A 20,354-nucleotide genomic window follows, 5' to 3' on the forward strand; every position below is an offset into this window, starting at 1 on the left:
GTGTCAGACGGTTCCGGTGAACCGGTCGTCCAGGTAGGCGAGCTTCGCCTCGTCGTCACGCCGGGAGTACAGGTAGCGGGTCCACGCCTGCTGCTCGTGCACCAGGACGCCCATCTCCCACACGCACATGGTCTCGCGGTGCCGGCCCGGCTCCATCAGCGAGAGGTCGTCGTGCCGGGTCGTGTCGCGGATGTAGACGGTCTCCCACATCTCGTTGTTGTTCCGCCACGTGCAGACGATCAGGAAGTAGAACGTCCCCTGGCACAGGTGGTGGATGACGAACCCGAGGTCGCCCGAGATGGCGAGGTCGCCCGACGCCACCTCGGCGTGCAGGAACTTGTGCGCCTGCTCCCGCACGTCGTCCCCGATCGCGTCGTCGGCCTCGCGCACCTCGTACCACTTCAGGTACGCGTCCGGCAGGACGACGTCGTGGTCGGGCAGCGCGATGGCCTGCTTCGGGTAGTGGACGTAGTCGGCGTCGACGTTGGCGATGGCCGAGAGGTACGGCGGATTCGTGGTCACGGCGGCGATCCTAGGACCACGCGCCGGGCTCGGAGAGCACCTTGACGGTCTGCTCGGGCACCGGCACGAGCGCCGTGCTGTAGTCGACCATCATGTCGCCGACCGGCCCGTCGAACTCCGCCCACTCCGGCTGCACGTAGAGGGCCTGGGCCAGCTCCACCCGCTGCTCCAGGCCCGGGAACGCCCGCACCAGGTGCCACTCGTCGTCGGCCAGCGGCGACGGCCCGTACGCCAGCACGGTGATGCCGATCTTGCGCATCAGCGGGATCGTGCCCTCCCGGCTGATGCGGTCGAACTCGTCACGCGTGCCGGGCTTGACCTTGAACACGCGGGTCTCCAGCAACCAGGTCTCTTGCTCGCTCATCCGGACACTCCAAGGACACCGCCGTGACGACGGCGTGGCGGTGCCACGGCGTCACGGCGGAAGTGGGATGGGGTGCGCTCAGCTGGGGCGGGCTGGACGCGGCAGGTCGGGTGCGACCACGAACTCGTCGGCTGTCTTCTTACCGACGCGCCGCTTGCCGCGCAAGGGTGACACGCGTTCCCGTTCCGGGGCCGCGAGCTGCGGCGGCGCGCTCAACTAGTGTCCCACGGCGTGAAACCCGACCTCGCAACCCTGCGTGCCGCCGTCCTCGAGTTCGGCGGGTTCGACCAGCCCGACCGGTCCTGGGCCGCACTGGAATCGGCCACCGCTCCCCGCGTCGACCTTTCCCTGGCCGCCCACCGCGACGCGTTACACGTCTGGCTCAACGCCTGGGGCTGCCGCATCCGCAAGCCGCGCGACGGCGAGCCCAAGGTGCTCGACGCGAGCCTGGCCGCCTGGTGGGACCGGTGGCACGGCGAGCTGCCGGACCACGCCACGTGGCTGGCCGACCTGACCGACGACCAGGTGGAACGGCTGGCCGCGGCCTTCGCGGACCTCGCCGCGTCACCCGCCGCGCCCACCCGCACGCTCGGCCCGACCGCCGCGTCCAAGCTGCTGTTCGCCTTGCGCCCCAACGCCTTGCCGCCGTGGGACAACCTGATCGCGCAACGGCTGCACGGCGCGCGCGACGGCGCCGCCTACCGGGCGCACCTGGCGCTGACGCGGTCCTGGGCGGCGGACCTGCTCGCGGAGGCCGGGGCGCCGGAGCCGGAGCTGGCCGCGGCACTGGGCCGGCCGGGCCGCTCGCTGGCGAAGATGATCGACGAGTACTGCTACCTGGCGTTCACCCGGAACTGGACGGCCCCGTCGGCCGGGGTCACCGCGGACGACGTCCGCCGCATCGCGCGCGCCCTCCCGCGCACGGAAGAGGCGTTGGTTCACGACCGGGTGAAATTCCGCATCGGACGAATCGTGTACCTCGCGTTGTCACCGGATGAACAGACGATGGGGTTCGCATTTCCGAAGGAGGAGCGGGCCGCGTTGGTTGCGTCTGACCCAGACAAGTTCCACATGCCGGTCCCGTCCGACGAGCGGTACAACTGGGCCCGTGTGACGTTGGCCCGACTCGACCGCCAAGAACTTGAGGAACTGGTTGTGGAAGCGTGGCGGATGTGCGTGCCGAAGCGCGTCGCCGCAGCTCACCTGGAGGGCAAAGCATAGCCACAGGGCCATTCGAGGTAACCCGAACGGCTCCCCAGGTCCGCCCGAACGCGCGCCATAAGCTTTTGCGATAGGCCGGCGGCCGGTGGTGAGAACGAGTCGTTGACTTGGCCCGTTCCGCGCTTACGATCGCTCCACCAATCAGGAGAGGGTCTGCGCATGGCCAGCTTGACTCGCCTCGAAGCCGCCACCCGCAGCGCATTGTTGCGTGTTCGCGAGTACCACGTGGAGCTGGATCTGACCACGGGTGAAAAGTCATTTCGTTCCATTACGAAGATCTCGTTCGACGCCGCAGAGCCGGGCGCCACGACGTTCCTCGACCTCAAGCCGGCGACCCTGCTGGAGGCGTCGCTGAACGGGCGCCCGCTCGACGTCGACGCGCTGGAGGACGGCCGGCTCCCGCTGGCCGACCTCGCCGCCGTGAACGACCTGGTGGTCGTCGCCGACATGGCGTACTCCCGGGAGTCCCAGGGACTGCACCGGTACGTGGACCCCGCGGACGGCCGGGTCTACGTCTACGGCTCGGTGTTCCTCGACCACGCGCCCCGCATCTTCGCCTGCTTCGACCAGCCCGACCTCAAGGCGCCGTTCACGTTCGCGCTGACCGTGCCCGAGGACTGGGCGGTGCTCGGCACCGGCGCCGCGACGCGGCTCGCGCCCGGCCGCTGGGAGGTCGTGCAGACCGTCGCCCAGTCGACGTACCTGACCACCGTGGTGGCGGGCCCCTACGTCGCCTTCGAGACCGTCCACGACGGCGTGCCGCTCGGCGTGCACTGCCGCGCGTCGGTCGCCGAGGCGCTGGAAGCCGACATCAAGGAGATCTTCGAGGTCACCGGGCAGTGCCTGGACGAGTTCCACCGGCTGTTCGGGGTGCGCTACCCGTTCGGGCGGTTCGACCAGGTCTTCGCGCCCGAGTTCAGCTACCTGTCGCTGGACCACCCGGGCTGCGTGCTGATCAAGGAGCTGTACCTGTTCCGCACGCCCGCGCCGCGCAGCGAGCACGAGACCCGCGCGGTGGTGATCGCGCACGGCCTGTCGCTGATGTGGTGGGCCGGGCTGGTGACCAACCGCTGGTGGGACGACCTGTGGCTGGGCCAGGCGTTCGCCGACTACATGGCGCACCGGGTGCCGAGCGAGGTCACCGAGTTCACCGGGCCGCTGACCACGTTCTCCGCGCGCCGCAAGGGCCAGGCGTACGTCGCCGACCAGCGCCCGTCCACGCACCCCGTGTGGATCGACGGCCCGGACGCGATGACGGCGCTGCTCGACCTCGACCGCATCTCGTACTTCAAGGGCTCGTCGGCGCTGCGGCAGCTCGCCAACCACATCGGCGACGACAAGCTGCGCGAGGGCCTGCGGACGTTCTTCGCCCGGCACGCCTACGGCACCGCCTCGTACGCGGACTTCAACGCCGCGCTGAGCGAGGCCGTGGGCCACGACCTGGGCGACTGGGCCGACAAGTGGCTGGGCAGCGCCAACGTCACCACGCTCGCGCCGGAGTTCACCGTCGAGGACGGGAAGATCGCCTCGTTCGCGGTGGTCCAGACCGCGCCCGAGTCGCACCCCGTGCTGCGCCCGCACACGATCGACATCGGCCTGTACGGCGAGCGGCACGAGACCGTGCGGGTGACCGTGGACGGCGCGCGCACCGAGCTGCCCGAGCTGGTGGGCCGGGACGCGCCGAGGTTCCTGCTGCTCAACGAGAACGACCTGACCTACGCGAAGATCCGCTACGACGCGGCGTCGCAGGCCGTGCTGCCCGAGGTGCTGCCGACGTTGGCGCCGATCAACCGGGCGATGGTGTGGGCGTCGCTGCTGCAGGGCGTGCTGGACGGCGCGGTGCCCGCCGCGTACCACCTCGACCTGGTGGCCCGGATGCTCGCGGTGGAGACCGAGCTGTCGATCGTCATCGAGGTGCTGGAGCAGGCGCGGATCGACGTGGCCGACCGGTTCCTCGACCCGGCGCTGCGGCCCGCCGCGCTGGCGAAGGTCGCCGACGCGGCCCGCGCCCGGCTGGCCGCCGTCGAACCCGGTGACGAGCTGGGCCTGGCGCTGTGCCGCGGCCTGATCGAGTTCGCCACCGACGTGGCCGAGCTGCGCGGCTGGCTGGACGGCACGCCGCCGCCCGCCGGGCTGGAGCTGGACGCCGACCTGGCGTGGCGGGCGCGGTACCGGCTTGCCGTGCTGGGCGCGCTGTCGGAGGCGGAGATCGACGCCGCGTACGAGGCCGACCCGAGCACGCACACCGAGCAGTTCGCGATCAAGTCGCGGGCGGCGCGTCCCGACGCGGCGGCCAAGGAGGCGGCGTGGCGATCGATCACCACGGACGCGAGCCTGTCGAGCTACCACCTGTGGTCGCTGGCCGAGGGCTTCTGGCAGCCGGAGCAGCGCGAGCTGACCGAGCCGTACGTGGAGCGGTTCTTCCGGGAGATCCCGGAGGTCGCGCGGCTGCGGGGCGACAAGGTGCTGGACACGCTGGTGCTGTGGCTGTACCCGCGGTACGCGGGCACGCCGGAGACGCTGAAGCTCGCCGGCGAGCTGTTCGCCCGCGACGACCTCCCCCTGCCGCTGAGCCGGCGCGGCGCGGACCTCACCGACGACCTGCGCCGCGCCGTCGAGGCGAGGCGGGCGTGAGGGTCGCGGTGGTCGGCGGCGGTGTCGCCGGCGCGCTGCTGGCGTGGCGGCTGCGGCGGGAACGGGCGGACGTGGTGGTGTTCGCGGGCGAGCCCGTCCCGTCCGACGCGTCGGCGGCGTCCGGGGGGCTGGTCCGCGGGTTCGAGACCGACCCCGCCGCCGCGGCCGACGCGGCGGCGAGCCTGGCCGAGCTGCGCGCGGACGACGACCTGCTGGAGTGGACCGGGTACCGGGAGATCGGCTCGGTCCACCTGTCGTCCGGAGTGGACCCGACCGCGTCGCTGGCCGTCGTGGACGCGGCGCTGCCCGGCTCGGCGACCGTCGTGACGGGCGCGGAACTGGCCCGGCGCTTCGGTTTCCGGGACGTGGCGGACGACACGGTCGGCGTGGTCGAGCGCCACGCCGGGCACCTGTCCCCCGCCCGGCTCCGCGAGCACGCGCTGAAGTGGTCGGCGGGCAACGGGGTCGAGGTGCGGCACGAGCGGGTCGCCGAGGTGTCGGCCGGGCCGTCCGTGCGCCCGGCCAACGGGTCCGCCGAGGGTTTCGACGCGGTGGTGGTCGCGGCGGGCGCGTGGACGCCGCGGCTGGTCGAGCACGGCGGGACGTTGCGGACCAAGCAGATCCAGTACGGGCTGCACCGGCTGGAACTGCCGTGCCGCAGCGGGTTCGTCGACGACGTCACCGGCTTGTACGGGCGGCCGCACGGCGACGGGCTCGCGCTGCTCGGCCTGGGCTGCGAACGCTGGGACGTCGACCCGGCACAGGTGACGCCGGACGACGACCTGGCGGCACGGGTGGCGGACGTGGCCCGGCGGCGCTTCGGCCTGGCCGCCGAGCCGGTCGCGCCGGAGCGCGTGGTGGCGTCGTTCGACTGCTACCGCACGCCGGCCGGCCTGCGGCTCGACCACGTCGGCGACGGCGTGTTCACGTTCACCGGCGGCAGCGGCGGCGCGGCCAAGACCGTGCTCGCCGCCAGCCGGCGGGCCGCGCGGGAGCTGGTGGGGGCATGATCCTCGGCATCGACCACGTGGGCCTGGCGACCGGTGACGCGGAGGGCGTCGGCGTCCTGCTCGCCGCCCTCGGTCTGTCCAAAGTGGAGGCCGGGGTCGCGGAGCCTTACGGGGTGTCCTGTGACTTCTGGCAGTTCGGCCCCGATCCGCGGCTGCCCGCCGTGGAGGTCGTGGCGCCGGTGGCCGAGGGGTCGTCGATCGACGGCCGGCTCGCCCGCAACGGGCCGGGCCTGTACCACATCGCGTTCGAGGTCGACGACCTCGAAGCGGAGCTGACCCGCTTGCGCGGCAACGGGTTCACGCCCGTGGACGCCGAGCCGTGCCAGGGCGCGCGCCCCGGCATGACGGTGGCGTTCCTCTACCTGCGCAAGCCCGCCGGCGTGCTCGTGGAGCTGGTGCACTACCGGACGCGACGACGCGCCCCTGCTCCGTGACGACCACGGTGAACCCTATGGGTGGCATCAGGAAAACCATGCCGGCGTTTGACCGCATCAACGTTTTCAATTGGTTCGCAAGGACTGCTGGGGAATAATCTCCACCAGGGCTCGTCGATCCCGACACCGCAGGTCACCAGCCCTCCGACGCTAGGGGTAGCGACGGGGGCGAGGTACTGCGCCACTTCTTCTCACAGCTCCGCGGCGACCACTTCGCGGACTCGCTTCGCCACAGGTACATCGCCGACTGATTCTTCGCCGACTGATTTCGCCGGCAGCACACGTCCGGCCTCGAATAGGAGCACTTATGGTCAGCCAGCTCGTGGAGTTCGGTGTCGCGGGCTTCGGGTACGCCACCGGCGAGGACCGGGACGTCGCCAAGACGGCCGGTGACTACGTCAGCGACCCCGAGCGCGTGATCCGCTGGGGCTACCACACCTTCCACCGCGCGCCCGACGGCGTCACGGCGACCGACCTCGCCACCGCGGCGGGGCGCGACGCGCTCGACAAGCTCGGGATGAGCGCCAACGACCTGGACCTCATCGTCGTCGCCGCCTCCGAGGTGCCCGACTACCACCACTGGGACACCTCCGCGGGCGTCGCCCGGCAGCTCAAGGTCGAGGGCACGATCCAGACCCTGCTGCTCAACGAGGGCTGCGCGTGCGGCGTCACGGGCCTCGGCTACGTGGCGGGCCTCATGGCCGTGCAGCCGGAGCTGCGCAACGTGCTGTTCATCGCGGTCAACCGGGTCAGCGAGTTCCACCGCAACCGGATGAACGTCAACAACGCGGTGCACAGCGACGGCGCGGTGGCCGCGGTCATCAAGCGGGGCCACGAGAACGTGCGGTGGCTGTCCACCGAGCAGTTCACCGACCCGGACCTGTCCGACTTCTTCCGCACCGACGTCGGCGGCGCGGTCACCCCGGTCCCGCTCGACGGCTGGACCGCCAAGGACGCGCCCCCCGGGCACGCCCGCATCCACGAGCACTTCGAGAAGAACCCCGCCAAGCTGCGGGAGTTCGTCGCGACGCTCAACCAGCGGATCACCGACAGCATCGACAACGCCCTGAAGCGCGCGGACCTCACGCGTGACGACCTCAAGCACGTCATCTACATCAACGACAGCGCGGACACGATCGAGGAGGTCGCCGAGCCGTTCGGCGTCACCGTCGAGCACACCAACGCCGAGCTGTCCCTCAGCCACGGCCACATGGGCGCGGCGGACCAGCTGTTCTGCCTCGGCGAGCACATCGAGCGCGGCGACGTCCAGCCCGGCGACGTGGTGGCGCTGTGCGGCATCTCGATCGGCATGCGCTGGTACTGCACGCTGGTGCGGGTGTGAGCATGACCGACACCCAGGCACTGCTCGACTCCCTGCGCGGGGCGGTCGCCGACCGCCGCGTGCCGGGGATCGCCGAGCGGACGACGCTGGCCCGGATCGAGGACCCGGCCGTGCTGCGCAAGGCCGGCAAGCTGCTGGCCAGGCTGGACCCCGAGGACCACGACCTGCGCCCGCTGCGGGTGGCCGTGCTGGCCACGTGCACGATCGGCTCGTTCGAGCAGATCCTGCGGGCGAGCCTGGTCGGCGCGGGCGTGCTGCCCACGATCGAGCCCGGCCCGTACGGGATGTTCGAGCTGACCCTGGCCACCGGCGGCTTCGCCGACTCCGGCGAGCCGGACCTGGTCGCCTGCCTGCTGGACGAGTCGTACTTCCTGCCGCCCGAGTGGGACGCGGTCGACGTCGACGGTTTCGCCGAGCACGTGCGGAAGCGCTTGGCGGACCTGCGCGACCTGGTTCTGTCCGCTGTGGACCGATTCACGTCCACGGTCGTGCTCCACACGGTCCCGCTGCCCGCGCAGGTGCGCGACAGCGTGATCGGGTGGCGGTCCCGCGCCGCGGTCGCCCGCGCCTGGGCCGGGCTCAACGAGGGCATCCTGGCGCTGGCCGAGGAGAGCCGCCAGGTCGCGGTCGCCGACCTGGTCAGCGTGCTCGCCGACGCCCCGTTCGCGGCCCGTGACGACCGGCTGCACCGCTACGGCGACCTGCCGTACACGGACGGCGCGCTGTTCCTGCTGGCCCGCGAGGTCCGGCGGTTCGCGCAGGCCAAGACCGGGCTGTCGCGCAAGGTGCTGGCCCTCGACCTGGACAACACCCTGTGGGGCGGCGTCCTCGGCGAGGTCGGCGCGCAGGGCGTGCAGCTCGGCGGGCTGTACCCCGGCAACGCCTACAGCGAGGTCCAGCGCACCGCGCGCCGGCTGCGCGACCAGGGCGTGATCCTGGTGCTGGCGAGCAAGAACGACGCCGCGATCGTGGACGACGCGCTGACGTCCCACCCGGACGTCCTGCTGCGGCCCGAGGCGTTCTCGGCCACCGCGGTCAACTGGGGGCCGAAGGCCGAGAACCTGCGCGGCGCCGCCGAGACGCTGGGGCTGGGCACGCAGTCGTTCGTGTTCCTGGACGACTCTCCGTTCGAGCGCGGCCACGTGAGCGCGGAGCTGCCCGAGGTGGCCGTGCTGGCCGCCGACGGCGACCCGGCGCACATCGTGCGGACGCTGTTGAGCCACGGGTGGTTCGACGTGCCGGACCTGACCGACACCGACCGGCAGCGGCCGGGCCTGTACCGGACCAGGGCGCTGCGCAGCGACTTCGCAGGCGGCTTCGGCTCGTCCGAGGACTACCTCCACGCGCTGGGCGTCGAGCTGACCGTCGAACGGGCCTCCGAGTTCTCCGTGGCCCGGGTGGCGCAGCTGGCCGCCCGCACCAACCAGTTCAACCTCACCGGCCTGCGGTTCGACGAGGCCGCGACGGCCGAGCGGATCGCCGACCCCGGCCGCCTGGTCGCCACGTTCGCCGTCGCCGACCGGTTCGGTGACGAGGGCGTCATCGGCGCGGCGTGGGTGGAGTGCGGCGACGACGTGTGGCGGGTGGAGAACCTGGTGCTCAGCTGCCGGGTGCTCGGCCGCGGCGTCGAGCTCGCGATCGCCGCGTGGCTCGCCCGGCAGGCCCGCGAGGCCGGCGCCACGACGTTGGAAGGCCGGTTCGTGCCGTCCAAGAAGAACGGCGTCGCGAGCGGCTTCTGGAGCAAGGCCGGCTTCACCGACGCGGGCGACGGTGCCTTCACCCTCGCCCTGACCGGTGACGCCGTGAGCACACCCGCCTGGATCAAGGTACTCGAAGGGAACGAGGTCCCGGGATGACCGACACCGCAGCCACGGCCGCCGTGGAAGAGACCGTGCTGGACATCCTCAGCGGGGCGCTGGACGTGTCCGCCGACGACCTGCGCGACCGCCCCGTGCTGGCGCAGCACGAGTGGGACAGCATCAGCTCGCTGGACGCGCTGTCCCAGCTGGAGAGCCGGCTCGACGTGACGCTGGACCTGCGCTCCTTCCACGCGGCCCGCACCGTGGCCGACATCGTGGCGCTCGTGCGCCCGTCCGAGCCCGTCTAGACCCCGCCGACACGGTGACCGCACCGGGGCGCCCGCCCCGGTGCCGCCGGACCGCGCGCCGACGCGCTCGGTCCCGTCGGCTCAGCCCTCCCACGTCCGTGGCGCCGCGACCCGGCGCCACCGCCCGACAAGGCTTGGAGATTGCGTTGGACCACCAGGATGTAGAACTGCTCGCGATAGGCGCAGGCCCGGCGAACCTCGCGCTGGCCGTCGCACTGGAAGAGCTGGACCCGGACCTCGCGGCCCGCGCCCTCATCGTGGAGCAGCACGACGACGTGGCGTGGCAGCGCGGCATGCTGCTGCCGTGGTCGCAGAGCCAGGTGTCCTTCCTCAAGGACCTGGTGACGTTGCGCAACCCGCGCAGCAACTACTCGTTCGTCAACTACCTGCACTCGATCGGCAGGCTGGACGAGTTCATCAACCTCGGCTCGTTCACGCCGTACCGGTTGGAGATCTCCGACTACCTGGCGTGGGTGGCGCGCTCCCTGCAGTCGGTGCGCGTCCAGCACGGCCGCCGCGTGGTCGGTGTGGAGCCGTGCCGCGAGGACGACGGCACGGTGTCGCAGTGGCTCGTGCGCTTCGCCGACGGCGGCACGGTGACCTGCCGCACCCTCGTGGTGGGCATGGGCCGTGACGCGCACGTGCCGGCCGAGTTCGCCTCGCTGCCGCGCGAGCGGGTCATCCACAGCACCGAGTTCACCTACCGGGTGGCCCAGCTCGACCCGCAGGCGCCGCACCGGATCGCGGTGGTCGGCGGCGCGCAGAGCGCGGCGGAGATGCTGTGGTCGGCGCACCAGGACTTCCCGAACTCCACGGTGACGATGGTGATGCGCTCGATCGGCCTGAACGGCTACGAGAGCAGCAAGTTCACCAACGAGCTGTTCTACCCGTCGTTCGTCGACACGTTCAACAAGGCGCAGCCCGAGGCGCGCGAGCAGCTGCTGCGCGAGATGCACCGGACCAACTACTCCGGCCTCTCCCCGCAGACGCTCGACAACCTCTACCGCACCATGTACCTGGAGCGGCTGACCGGCACCGAGCGCATGGCGATGATCACCATGGCGGAGATCGTCGACACCCGCCTCGACGGCGACGACGTCGTGCTGACGCTGCTGGACCGCAAGACGGGCGAGAAGTCCGAGCTGCACTGCGACGTGGTGCTGCTCGGCACCGGCTTCGACAAGCGGATGCCGCTGCTGACCCGCACCCTGGCCGAGTCCGTCGGCGCCGAGGGCTTCACCGTGACGCGCAACTACCGGATGGCCCTGCCGCCTTCGGTCACCGCGCGCGTCTACCTTCAGGGCGTCAACGAGGCCACGCACGGCATCGCGGACTCGTTGATCAGCGTCCTGGCCGTGCGGTCCGGCGAGATCGTCGCCGACCTGCGCGCCGGGCGCGAGGAATCCGACGTGGACAGCCCGGCGGTGCCGCGCCAGGTGTCCGAGATGCTGACCGGCACGCCCCAACCCGCCTGAGCCGACGAGGGAGACGTCACCATGATGGAAATCCGCAGCCTCGACCGCGAGAACCTCAAACAGGACAACGGACTGGTCGCGCAGCGCCTGATGCCGTGGGAGCTGGTGAACGCGCCGTTCGAGGGCTCCTGGTGCGTGGTCAAGCCCGGCGCCGAGTCCGGCGCGCACGGTCACCACGAGTACGAGATCTGGGTCGCCATGACCGGCGAGGCCGAGATCATCACCAAGGACGGCACGTCGCCGTTCAAGGCCGGTGACGTCGTGCACTTCACGCCGCACGAGCACCACCAGGTGGTCAACCGCGGCGACGCGGAGTTCCAGTTCTACGCGATCTGGTGGGACGCCGAGATGGCCGACAAGTTCGCGGCCCGTCACCAGGAAGGAGCCGCGTGAGCGACCAGGCCCGACCCGCCATAGTCATCGCCGCGACCCCCACGTCGAACGGCGACCTGCACGTCGGCCACATGGCGGGCCCGTACCTCTCGGGTGACATCTACGCGCGGTACTTACGCGCCACTGGCCGCCCGGTGATCTACACGACGTGCACCGACGACAGCCAGAGCTACGTGGTGTCCACGGCCCACCGGCGGGGCACCACCCCGCAGGAGCTGGTGGAGACCTCCACGGCCAAGATCGAGCGCTCGCTCGCCGCCATGGGCACCCTCATGGTCGGCCTGCCGCCGATCGACGACCGCTACCGGCGGACCGTCGTGGACTTCCTGATGGAGCTGCACGCGGCCGGCCGGTTCCGGCTCCGCACGGTGCGGCTGCCGTACGCCAGGAACGCGGGCGCGTACCTCTACGACGGCCTGGTGACGGGCACGTGCCCGGTCTGCCTGACCGGCAGCTGCGGTGGCGCGTGCGAGAGCTGCGGGCACCCCAACAACTTCGACGAGCTGCTGGACCCGAAGTACACCATCGACCCGTCGGACCCGGTGGTCTACCGGGAGCACGAGATCCTCGTGCTGCCGATGGAGGAGTACCGGGAGCGGCTGACGAGCTACTACGCCGCCCGCACGCCGCGGTGGCGCCCGCACGCCCGCCAGCTGATCGGCGAGCTGCTGGCCAAGCCGCTGCCGGACATCCCGATCACGATCCCCGGCACGTGGGGCATCGGCGCGCCGTTCCCGGAGACCCCGGGGCAGATCGTCTACCCGTGGGTCGAGGCGATGCCGGCGTCGATCTACAGCACGTGGTGGACCGCCACGCAGCTGGGCCGGAACACGGCGGGGACCGACGAGCACTGGCGCGCCGAGCGCGGCGCGGAGCTGGTGTACTTCCACGGCTTCGACAACGTGTACCACTGGGGCCTGATGGACCTGGTGATGCTGCTGGCGCACGGCGACCGGTACATCACCCCGGAGAACAACGTCTGCAACGAGTTCTACGACCTCGACGGCGAGAAGTTCTCCACCAGCCGCAACCACCTCATCTGGAGCGCGGACCTGCTCGCCGAGGTGCCGCGGGACCTGGTGCGCTTCTACCTGGCGCTGACCGCGCCGGAGTTCCAGCGCACCAACTTCACCCGCGACGCGCTGGCCGCCACCACGACCCGGCGGCTGGTCGAGCCGTGGAACGCGCTGGCCGGTTCCGTCGCGCTGGCGCTGGTCGACGTCGACACGTCCGGCAACCTGCCGACCACCGAACAGGGCCGGCAGCGCGCCGTGGCGATGCTGAAGCGGTTCCGCCTCTGCTACGACCTGCCCAGCTTCAGCCTGGGCCGGGCCGCCGAGACGGTGCTGGTGCAGCTGGCCCGGCTGCGGGCGCTGGCCGACAAGGTCGACGGCCGCAGCAACGGCCACTCGCCGGTCGCGCCGGGCGACCTGCTGCTGGAGGTGCGGACGCTGTTGGCCTGCGCCGCGCCGATCCTCGTGGACGTGGCCGACGACCTCGCGCTGCAGGGCGTCGACCTGACGATCGACGACGAGATGCCGCAGGCGGTCCCGGTGTTCCGGTTCCCGACACTGCCCGCCGTCACCGAGAGCACCGGGTCGCGCGGCGCTCTCGACGGCGTCCTGGGAGGCGACACCCGATGAAGCTGCTCGCCATCGAGACCCGCCAGTACCTCCAGTACTACCACTCGCGCTACGAGCAGGTGGAGGCGCTGGGCGTGGACCTCCACGTGCTCAACGGGGAGGGCACCGAGGACTTCTGGCCCGCCGAGCGCTACCGCCTGGTCGGGTCGAAGAACATCGACGACATGATCAGCGTCGCCAAGCAGTGGCACGCCACCGAGCGGTTCGACGGCGTGATCACGTTCTCCGAGGCGGCGGTGATCGCGGTGGCCGCGATCGCGGAGGCGCTGGGCCTGCCCGGCATCGGCGTCGAGGCCGCGCTCAACTGCCGCAACAAGTACCTGATGCGGCAGGCGCACGAGAAGGCCGGCGCGCCGATCCCCGGCTACCGGTACGTGACCGCGCTGGACGAGGCGAAGGCCGCGGCCGCGGAGTTCGGCTACCCGGTCATCATCAAGCCGACGCTGGGCGCGGGCAGCCACTTCGTCTTCAAGTGCGACGACGAGGCGGAGCTCACCGAGCACTACGAGCAGGCCGCCGCGGGCATCCTGGACCTCTTCTGGGCCAACTCCGAGGCCGAGGGCATCGACCTGGGGCCCAACGGCCTGCTGGTCGAGTCGTTCCTGGACGGCAAGGAATACCTCATGGAGGCCGTGGCCTGGGACGACGAGGTCTACCTCGGCTCGGTGGTCGACCGGATCACCGCCGAGGGCGGGACGTTCGACGACGACGTGCACCACGCGCCGACGTCGATGAGCGCGGACGACCTGGCCGCGGTGCACGCCGTGGTCAAGGCCGGCGCGCACGCCCAGGGCCTGCGGCGCAGCGTCATGCACGCCGAGGTCCGCTTCCACCAGGGCAAGCCGTACCTGCTGGAGATCGCGGCACGGGTCGGCGGCGGCGGGCTCGACGCCATCGCCCGGATCACCGCCGGGCACGACCCCATCGCGGCCGTCGTGGACATCGGCGCGGGCCGGGAGCCGTCGGTCCGGCACTTCCAGCCGACCGGCACGCACATCACCGCGATGTGCCTGATCTCCGACGCGGGCGTGGTGCGCGAGGTCCGCGTGCCGGAGGAGGTCAGCGAATCCGACCGGGTGTTCCTGCTCAAGATCACCGCCCGACCGGGCGACCTGATCAAGCGCCCGCCGGAGGGCAACACGATCATCGGCTTCCTGGGCACCACCGGTGAGTCCGAGGCGGACGCGTTCGCGCTGATGAACGACCTGGCCGCCAAGATCGACGTCACGTTCCAGTAGCACCACCCCCAGCAGGATCAGCGGCGTCGGGCGCCGCGCACCCACGGCGCCCGACCCCGGTCACGTCCACCACGAGAGGACAACCCCGTGCCGCAGCAGACCCGACGCCGCGTGGCGCGCCCCCGCCGCTACCTCATGTGCCGACCCGAGCACTTCGACGTCACCTACTCGATCAACCCCTGGATGCGGCCGGAGAAGCCGACCGACACCGGGATCGCGGTCCTCCAGTGGGAACGCCTGCGCAACCTCTACCTCGGCCTGGGGCACCAGGTGGAGCTGATCGACCCGATCCCCGGCCTGCCGGACATGGTGTTCGCGGCCAACGGCGCGACCGTCGTGGACGGCCGCGTGCTGTCCGCGCGCTTCCGGCACGAGCAGCGCGTCCCCGAGGGTCCCGCGTACCTGAAGTGGTTCGCGGACCGCGGTTACACGACCCGTGACGCCGAGTTCGTCAACGAGGGCGAGGGCGACTACCTGGTCGTCGGGTCGCGCGTCCTGGCCGGCACGGGGTTCCGCACCGACCGGCGCTCGCACGCGGAGGCGGCGGAGTTCTTCGGCCGCGAGGTCGTGCCGCTGGAGCTGGTCGACCCCCGCTTCTACCACCTCGACACCGCCTTGGCGGTGCTCGACGACGACGAGGTCATGTACTACCCGGCGGCCTTCTCCGCGGAGAGCCGGGAGGCGCTGCGCGCGCTGTACCCGGACGCCGTGCTCGCCGACGACCACGACGCCGAGGTGTTCGGCCTCAACGCGGTGTCGGACGGCAAGCACGTCCTGCTGGCCCAGGAGGCCGTCGGGCTGGCCGACGAGCTCGTGCGCCGCGGCTTCTCGCCGATCGGCGTCGACCTCTCCGAACTCCTGAAATCCGGCGGCAGCGCCAAGTGCTGCACGCTCGAACTCCGAGGGGGACCTGGACAGTGATCAACTACGACGGCAAGAGGTTCCGCCCCGTGGCCGACGGCGCGCCCGAGGAGAGCCGGGTCGCGGTCTACCGGCAGCAGGGCGACCTGCTGTGGGGCGAGTTCCTCGGCGGTCGCGCCCGGCGCGGCGCGCTCACCGGCACGTGCGCGCCCGACGGCAGCCTCGACTTCGCGTACTGCATGGTGCTGGACGACGGCGAGGTGATCTCCGGGCACTGCCGGAGCACCCCGCAGGTGTTGGAGGACGGCCGCATCCGGCTGGCCGAGGTGTGGGAGCGCTTCGGCGCGCACGCCGACAGCGGCGAGTCGGTCATCGAGGAGATCCCCGCCCACTAGCGTTCCCCCGCCACGTCCGCGGGTCGCGCGGCGCCGGCCAGGGCCACGGCCACCGGCGCCTCGTCCTCCGGCGCACGCTTCCCGGCCGGCTCCCCGGCCGACCTCGCGGCACAGCGCGCGGCCACCCGTCCGGCCGCGACTCCCGGCACGTTCCCCCGGCCCGTTCCGCGGCCACGTCCCCTGCCACGTCCACCGCGACGTCCCGCAGCCACGTCACGAGAACAGGAACGACCCGACCATGACATCAGCCAGCACCGTCACCGAGCGCACCGAGGGCACACCGCGCAAGGGCGGCACCGTCACGTGGGCGTGCGCTCCCGGCTTCCCGCCCGCGGTGATCTTCCCGTTCACGCCCGCGGAGCGCATGGGCACCCGCAACATCCTGGAGTTCCAGGCGTTGATGTACCGCACGCTGTACTACTTCGGCAGCGACGGCACGCCCAACGTCGACTACGCGCAGAGCATCGGCGAAGAGCCGCGGTGGAGCGAGGACGGCCTCACCGTCACCATCAAGGTGAAGCCGTGGAAGTGGTCCAACGGCGAGACGCTGTCCGCGGACAACGTGCTGTTCTGGGTCAACCTGATGAAGGTCAAGGGCGCGCGGTACGGCGAGTACGTGCCGGGCTACTTCCCGGACAACCTGACCTCCTACGGCAAGCTCGCCGAGGACACCGTCTACTTCACCTTCGACAAGGTCTACTCGAAGCACTGGGTGCTGTACAACCAGCTCAGCACGATCACGCCGCTGCCGAAGGCGTGGGACCGCACCGCGGCCGGCCCGGCCAACGCCTCCGGCGACCTGGCCGACGTCGAGGCCGTCTACGAGTACCTGATGGCGGAGCAGGGCAACATCGTCGACGAGGGCAACGCGCACCGCACCAAGTGGGCCGACAGTCCTATTTGGAGCGTCGTCAGCGGGCCGTGGCGGTTGAAGAGCTACACGCTCGAAGGCGTCGTCACGTTCGTGCCGAACGAGCACTACTCCGGCCCGAACAAGCCGTACCTGGACGAGTTCCGGCAGATCCCGACGTTCTCCGACGAGGAGCAGTACGAGATGCTCCAGGCCGGTCCGGACGCCGAGAACGGCATCCAGGTCGGCTACCTGCCGCTGAGCTTCGCCACCGAGCCCGCGGTCGACCCGATGGTCGGCGGCCCGAACCCGCTCGAGGGCAAGTACACGATGTACCCGCAGAGCGCGTTCTGCATCCGGTACATCTCGCTGAACTACAACAACCCCACCGTCGTGGGGAAGATGTTCGCGCAGACCTACATCCGGCAGGCGTTGCAGAGCACGCTGGACCAGGACACCGCGGTCCGCGACATCTACCAGGGCTACGCGTACCGGCAGAACGGCCCCGTGCCGATGTACCCGAAGACGGACTACGTCTCGCCGCGCCAGCGCGAGGGCGCGTGGCCGCTGCCGTTCGACCCCCGGCACGCCAAGGAACTGCTGGAGGCCAACGGCTGGGACACCAGCCAGACCCCCGCGGTGTGCGTCCGGCCCGGCACCGGTCCCGGCGAGGCGGGCGCGGGCATCCCCGCCGGCACCAAGCTCAGCATCCTCATGCGGTACGTCGAGGGCCGCCCGGCCCTGACCCGGCTGATGGAGAACTTCCGCGACGCCGCCGCCGAGGCGGGCATCGAACTGCGGCTGCAGGAGGTGTACGGCTCGATCCTGGTCGCCGAGGACGCGCCGTGCGAGCCGACCGCGACCACGCCGTGCACGTGGGAGATGTGCTGCTGGAACGGCGGGTGGGCGTACCACCACCCGACCGGCGAGATCCTGTTCTCGACCAAGGCGGGCGGCAACTTCGGCTTCTACAGCGACGCCAAGGCCGACGAGCTGATCAACCGCACGGTGACCAGCGACGACCTGGAAGTGCTCTACGAGTACCAGGACTACATCGCCGAGCAGGTCCCGGTGATCTTCACGCCGAACTTCCCGATCCGCCTGTTCGAGGTGGCCGACACCCTCGGCGGGTTCGGCCCGGTCAACCCGTACGGGATGATCAACCCGGAGAACTGGTACTACAAGGACTGAACGCACGCGCCGCGCCGGGTCGCCACGTTCGCGTGCGACCTCGCGCGGTGTCCGCCACTTTCTCCGCTGGAGGTTCCGCCTTGTTGTTGGCCGCCGCGCCGCCGGGTCCGCTCGGCGCGCACCAGATGCTGTTGTTCCTGCTCCAGATCGGTGTGCTGCTGGGCGCCGCCTTCGCCCTGGGGCGGCTGGCTACGAAGTTCCGGTTACCCGCGGTGGTCGGCGAGCTGGCCGCCGGCGTGGTGCTCGGCCCGTCGCTGCTCGGCGCGGTGGCGCCCGGCCTGTCCGGCTGGCTGTTCCCGGCCGACACCGGGCAGATCCACCTGCTCGACGCGGTCGGCCAGCTCGGGGTGCTGCTGCTGGTCGGCTTCACCGGGATGCACATCGACCTCGGGCTGGCGCGCCGGCAGGGCCGGGCGGCGGCGTGGGTCAGCGCCGGAGGGCTGCTGATCCCGCTGGGCCTGGGGTTCGGCGCGGGCTTCCTGCTGCCCCAGGCGATGATCGGCGAGGGCACGGCTCGGCCGACGTTCGCGCTGTTCCTCGGTGTCGCCGTGTGCGTCAGCTCGATCCCCGTGATCGCCAAGGTGCTGCTGGAGATGAACCTGCTGCACCGCGACATCGGGCAGCTCGTCGTCACCGCCGCCGCGCTGGACGACATCGTCGGCTGGTCGCTGCTGGCGGTCGTCTCCGGCATGGCCACCGCCGGGCTCACCACCGGCCACGTCATGCTGTCGGTCGGCGCGCTGATCGTCGTGGCCGCGTTCGCGCTGCTGCTCGGACGTCCCCTGATCAAGCGCGCGATGGGGATGGCGGCCCGCTCGGACGAACCGGGCGTCACGGTCGCGGTCGTGGTGCTGCTCATCGTGCTGTTCTCGGCCGGCACCCACGTGCTGGAGCTGGAGCCCATTTTGGGCGCGTTCGTGTGCGGTCTGCTGATCAGCTCGTCCGGCCTGCTCAACCGCGAGCGGCTGAGCCCGCTGCGCACGATCGTCATGGCGGTGCTGGCGCCGATCTTCTTCGCCACCGCCGGCCTGCGCATGGACCTGACCGCGCTGCGGCACCCGGCCGTGCTCGGCGCGGCCGCGGTGGTGCTCGCGCTCGCGGTGATCGGTAAGTTCTCCGGCGCCTACCTCGGTGCGCGGGCGGGCCGGCTCGGCCACTGGGAAGGACTGGCGCTCGGAGCCGGTCTCAACGCGCGCGGCGTCATCGGCGTGATCGTCGCGATGGTGGGCCTCCGGCTCGGGGTGGTCACGACGGCGACCTACACGGTCATCGTGCTGGTCGCGGTCGTGACCTCGCTGATGGCGCCGCCGACGCTGCGCTACGCCATCCGGCGCATCGCCGTCACCTCCGAGGAAACCGACCGGGCCAAGTCGTTCAGCAGTTGACCACCCGCCACACGAAGGAAAGAGGCACCATGTCAACCCCTCCCGAGACGTCCGACCGGCCCCGGCTGCTCCTGGTCGGCACGGGCATGCGGACCTACCGCGAGTACCTGCTGCGGTCGATCAGCGCCCACTACCGCGTGCACCTGTTCCTGACCGCCGAACCGGTGTGGGAGAAGGAGCACGTGCACGGCTGGACGGTGCTGCCGAGCACGACCGACGGCCCGGCGATGGCGGAGGCCGCGCGGGAGCTGCACGCCGAGGAGGCGTTCGCCGGCGTGCTGTGCTGGGACGAGGTGCGCATCCACGCCACCGCGTTCGTGGCCCGGGCGCTCGGGCTGCGCAACGGCGACCCCGAGGTGATCTGGCGGCTGCGCGACAAGGGCCAGACCCGCGCGGCGCTGGACGCGGCCGGCGTGCCGCAGCCGCGGTCGATCCCGGTCAAGACCGTGGACGACGCCGTCGCCGCCGCGGCGCGGGTCGGCTACCCGGCCATCCTGAAGCCGCGTGGCCTCGGCGCGAGCCTGGGCGTGATCAAGGTGGAGGACGAGGCGCAGCTGCGGGCGAACTTCGCGTTCACCGAGGGCGCGCGCGGCCCGGAGCCGGTCGTGTTCGACACCGACCAGCCGATCCTGGTCGAGGAGTTCGTGTCGGGCGAGGAGATCAGCGTCGACTCGGTCGTGCGGGACGGCAGGGTCACGCCGCTGTTCGTCGGCCGCAAGGTCGTCGGCTACCACCCGTACGCGGAGGAGATCGGCCACTTCGTGGACGCCGCCGACCCCCTGCTGTCCGACGTCGAGCTGACGGAGGCGCTGCAGGCCACGCACGAGGCGCTCGGCTTCACCGACGGCATCACGCACTCGGAGTTCATGCTGACCGACGCCGGGCCGAAGGTCATCGAGGTCAACGGCAGGCTGGGCGGCGACATGATCCCGTACCTCGGCCTGCTCGCCACCGGCGTCGACCCCGGCCTGGCCGCCGCCGGCGCCGCGACCGGCCTGCCCGCGGACCTGGAGCCGCAGCACTGGCAGGTGGCCGGCATCCGGTTCTTCTACGTGGAGCACGAGGACACCACCATCGGCTCCATCGGCTTCGACGAGGACGCGCTGCCGGAAGGCATCGACCAGGTCGTGGCCGTCGCCCAGCCCGGCGCGGTGGTCTCGCCGCCGCCCAAGGGCACGGTCTGGGGACGCATCGCGTTCGCCATCGCCGTGGGCGACACGCGCGAGATGGTCGCGCAGCGGTTGGACGCCGCGGAGAAGACACTCGCCGTCGAGCCCGCCTGATCCAGG

At 71.4% G+C, this 20,354-nt stretch carries 18 protein-coding genes; 16 read left to right on the top strand and 2 right to left on the bottom strand.

Going from position 1 to position 20,354, the window contains the following annotated elements; all coding sequences use genetic code 11:
• Positions 1-3 precede the first annotated feature (3 nt).
• Together ACRAKH_RS22410 and ACRAKH_RS22415 are read right to left on the bottom strand one after the other, a co-directional pair.
• Positions 4-522, bottom strand: coding sequence for a hypothetical protein (locus tag ACRAKH_RS22410; protein ID WP_380720812.1), 519 nt, complete (start codon positions 520-522; stop codon positions 4-6).
• Positions 523-532: 10 nt separating this feature from the next.
• A complete protein-coding gene (locus ACRAKH_RS22415; RefSeq protein WP_380720815.1) occupies positions 533-886 on the bottom strand; it encodes a hypothetical protein in 354 nt (117 codons plus the stop codon).
• 816 nt (positions 887-1,702) lie between these two features.
• On the opposite strand from ACRAKH_RS22415, the gene ACRAKH_RS22420 reads away from it, so the two are divergent.
• From ACRAKH_RS22420 to ACRAKH_RS22495, 16 genes are all read left to right on the top strand, one after another.
• Positions 1,703-2,107, top strand: a complete 405-nt coding sequence (locus ACRAKH_RS22420; RefSeq protein WP_380720909.1) for an MmcQ/YjbR family DNA-binding protein — start codon at positions 1,703-1,705, stop codon at positions 2,105-2,107.
• A 159-nt stretch (positions 2,108-2,266) separates the two neighbouring features.
• Positions 2,267-4,741, top strand: a complete 2,475-nt coding sequence (pepN, locus tag ACRAKH_RS22425) for an aminopeptidase N (protein WP_380720818.1) — start codon at positions 2,267-2,269, stop codon at positions 4,739-4,741.
• On the top strand, positions 4,738-5,751 hold the full coding sequence (locus tag ACRAKH_RS22430) for an FAD-dependent oxidoreductase (protein WP_380720821.1): 1,014 nt from the start codon (positions 4,738-4,740) through the stop codon (positions 5,749-5,751). Before pepN ends, ACRAKH_RS22430 begins: the two co-directional genes overlap by 4 nt.
• Complete coding sequence (locus tag ACRAKH_RS22435; protein WP_380720824.1) at positions 5,748-6,185, top strand: VOC family protein; 438 nt, start codon at positions 5,748-5,750, stop codon at positions 6,183-6,185. The genes ACRAKH_RS22430 and ACRAKH_RS22435 overlap by 4 nt, the downstream gene beginning before the upstream one ends.
• Positions 6,186-6,492: 307 nt before the next feature.
• A complete protein-coding gene (locus tag ACRAKH_RS22440; RefSeq protein ID WP_380720827.1) occupies positions 6,493-7,527 on the top strand; it encodes a 3-oxoacyl-ACP synthase III family protein in 1,035 nt (344 codons plus the stop codon).
• Between the two features lie 2 nt (positions 7,528-7,529).
• Complete coding sequence (locus ACRAKH_RS22445; RefSeq protein ID WP_380720830.1) at positions 7,530-9,383, top strand: HAD-IIIC family phosphatase; 1,854 nt, start codon at positions 7,530-7,532, stop codon at positions 9,381-9,383.
• Complete coding sequence (locus tag ACRAKH_RS22450) at positions 9,380-9,634, top strand: acyl carrier protein (protein WP_380720833.1); 255 nt, start codon at positions 9,380-9,382, stop codon at positions 9,632-9,634. The genes ACRAKH_RS22445 and ACRAKH_RS22450 overlap by 4 nt, the downstream gene beginning before the upstream one ends.
• Positions 9,635-9,780: 146 nt before the next feature.
• Positions 9,781-11,109 (top strand): lysine N(6)-hydroxylase/L-ornithine N(5)-oxygenase family protein, encoded by a 1,329-nt coding sequence (locus ACRAKH_RS22455; RefSeq protein ID WP_380720835.1) that lies wholly within the window; start codon positions 9,781-9,783, stop codon positions 11,107-11,109.
• Between the two features lie 21 nt (positions 11,110-11,130).
• Positions 11,131-11,502: a cupin domain-containing protein gene (locus ACRAKH_RS22460; RefSeq protein WP_380720838.1), complete on the top strand. Its 372-nt coding sequence runs from the start codon at positions 11,131-11,133 to the stop codon at positions 11,500-11,502.
• On the top strand, positions 11,499-13,145 hold the full coding sequence (locus tag ACRAKH_RS22465; RefSeq protein WP_380720840.1) for a class I tRNA ligase family protein: 1,647 nt from the start codon (positions 11,499-11,501) through the stop codon (positions 13,143-13,145). Before ACRAKH_RS22460 ends, ACRAKH_RS22465 begins: the two co-directional genes overlap by 4 nt.
• On the top strand, positions 13,142-14,383 hold the full coding sequence (locus tag ACRAKH_RS22470) for an ATP-grasp domain-containing protein (protein ID WP_380720842.1): 1,242 nt from the start codon (positions 13,142-13,144) through the stop codon (positions 14,381-14,383). The genes ACRAKH_RS22465 and ACRAKH_RS22470 overlap by 4 nt, the downstream gene beginning before the upstream one ends.
• An 87-nt stretch (positions 14,384-14,470) precedes the next feature.
• Positions 14,471-15,304: a dimethylargininase gene (gene ddaH / locus ACRAKH_RS22475; protein ID WP_380720845.1), complete on the top strand. Its 834-nt coding sequence runs from the start codon at positions 14,471-14,473 to the stop codon at positions 15,302-15,304.
• The gene (locus tag ACRAKH_RS22480; RefSeq protein WP_380720848.1) at positions 15,301-15,639 is read left to right on the top strand and encodes a hypothetical protein; all 339 of its coding nucleotides are present in this window, start codon (positions 15,301-15,303) and stop codon (positions 15,637-15,639) included. Before ddaH ends, ACRAKH_RS22480 begins: the two co-directional genes overlap by 4 nt.
• Before the next feature lie 238 nt (positions 15,640-15,877).
• Entirely contained in the window at positions 15,878-17,680 is a 1,803-nt protein-coding gene (locus ACRAKH_RS22485) for an ABC transporter substrate-binding protein (protein ID WP_380720851.1), read from the top strand.
• Between the two features lie 80 nt (positions 17,681-17,760).
• Positions 17,761-19,065: a cation:proton antiporter gene (locus tag ACRAKH_RS22490; RefSeq protein WP_380720854.1), complete on the top strand. Its 1,305-nt coding sequence runs from the start codon at positions 17,761-17,763 to the stop codon at positions 19,063-19,065.
• 29 nt (positions 19,066-19,094) lie between these two features.
• The gene (locus tag ACRAKH_RS22495) at positions 19,095-20,348 is read left to right on the top strand and encodes an ATP-grasp domain-containing protein (protein ID WP_380720857.1); all 1,254 of its coding nucleotides are present in this window, start codon (positions 19,095-19,097) and stop codon (positions 20,346-20,348) included.
• Positions 20,349-20,354 lie beyond the last annotated feature (6 nt).

It is taken from the genome of Saccharothrix hoggarensis (assembly GCF_052936025.1).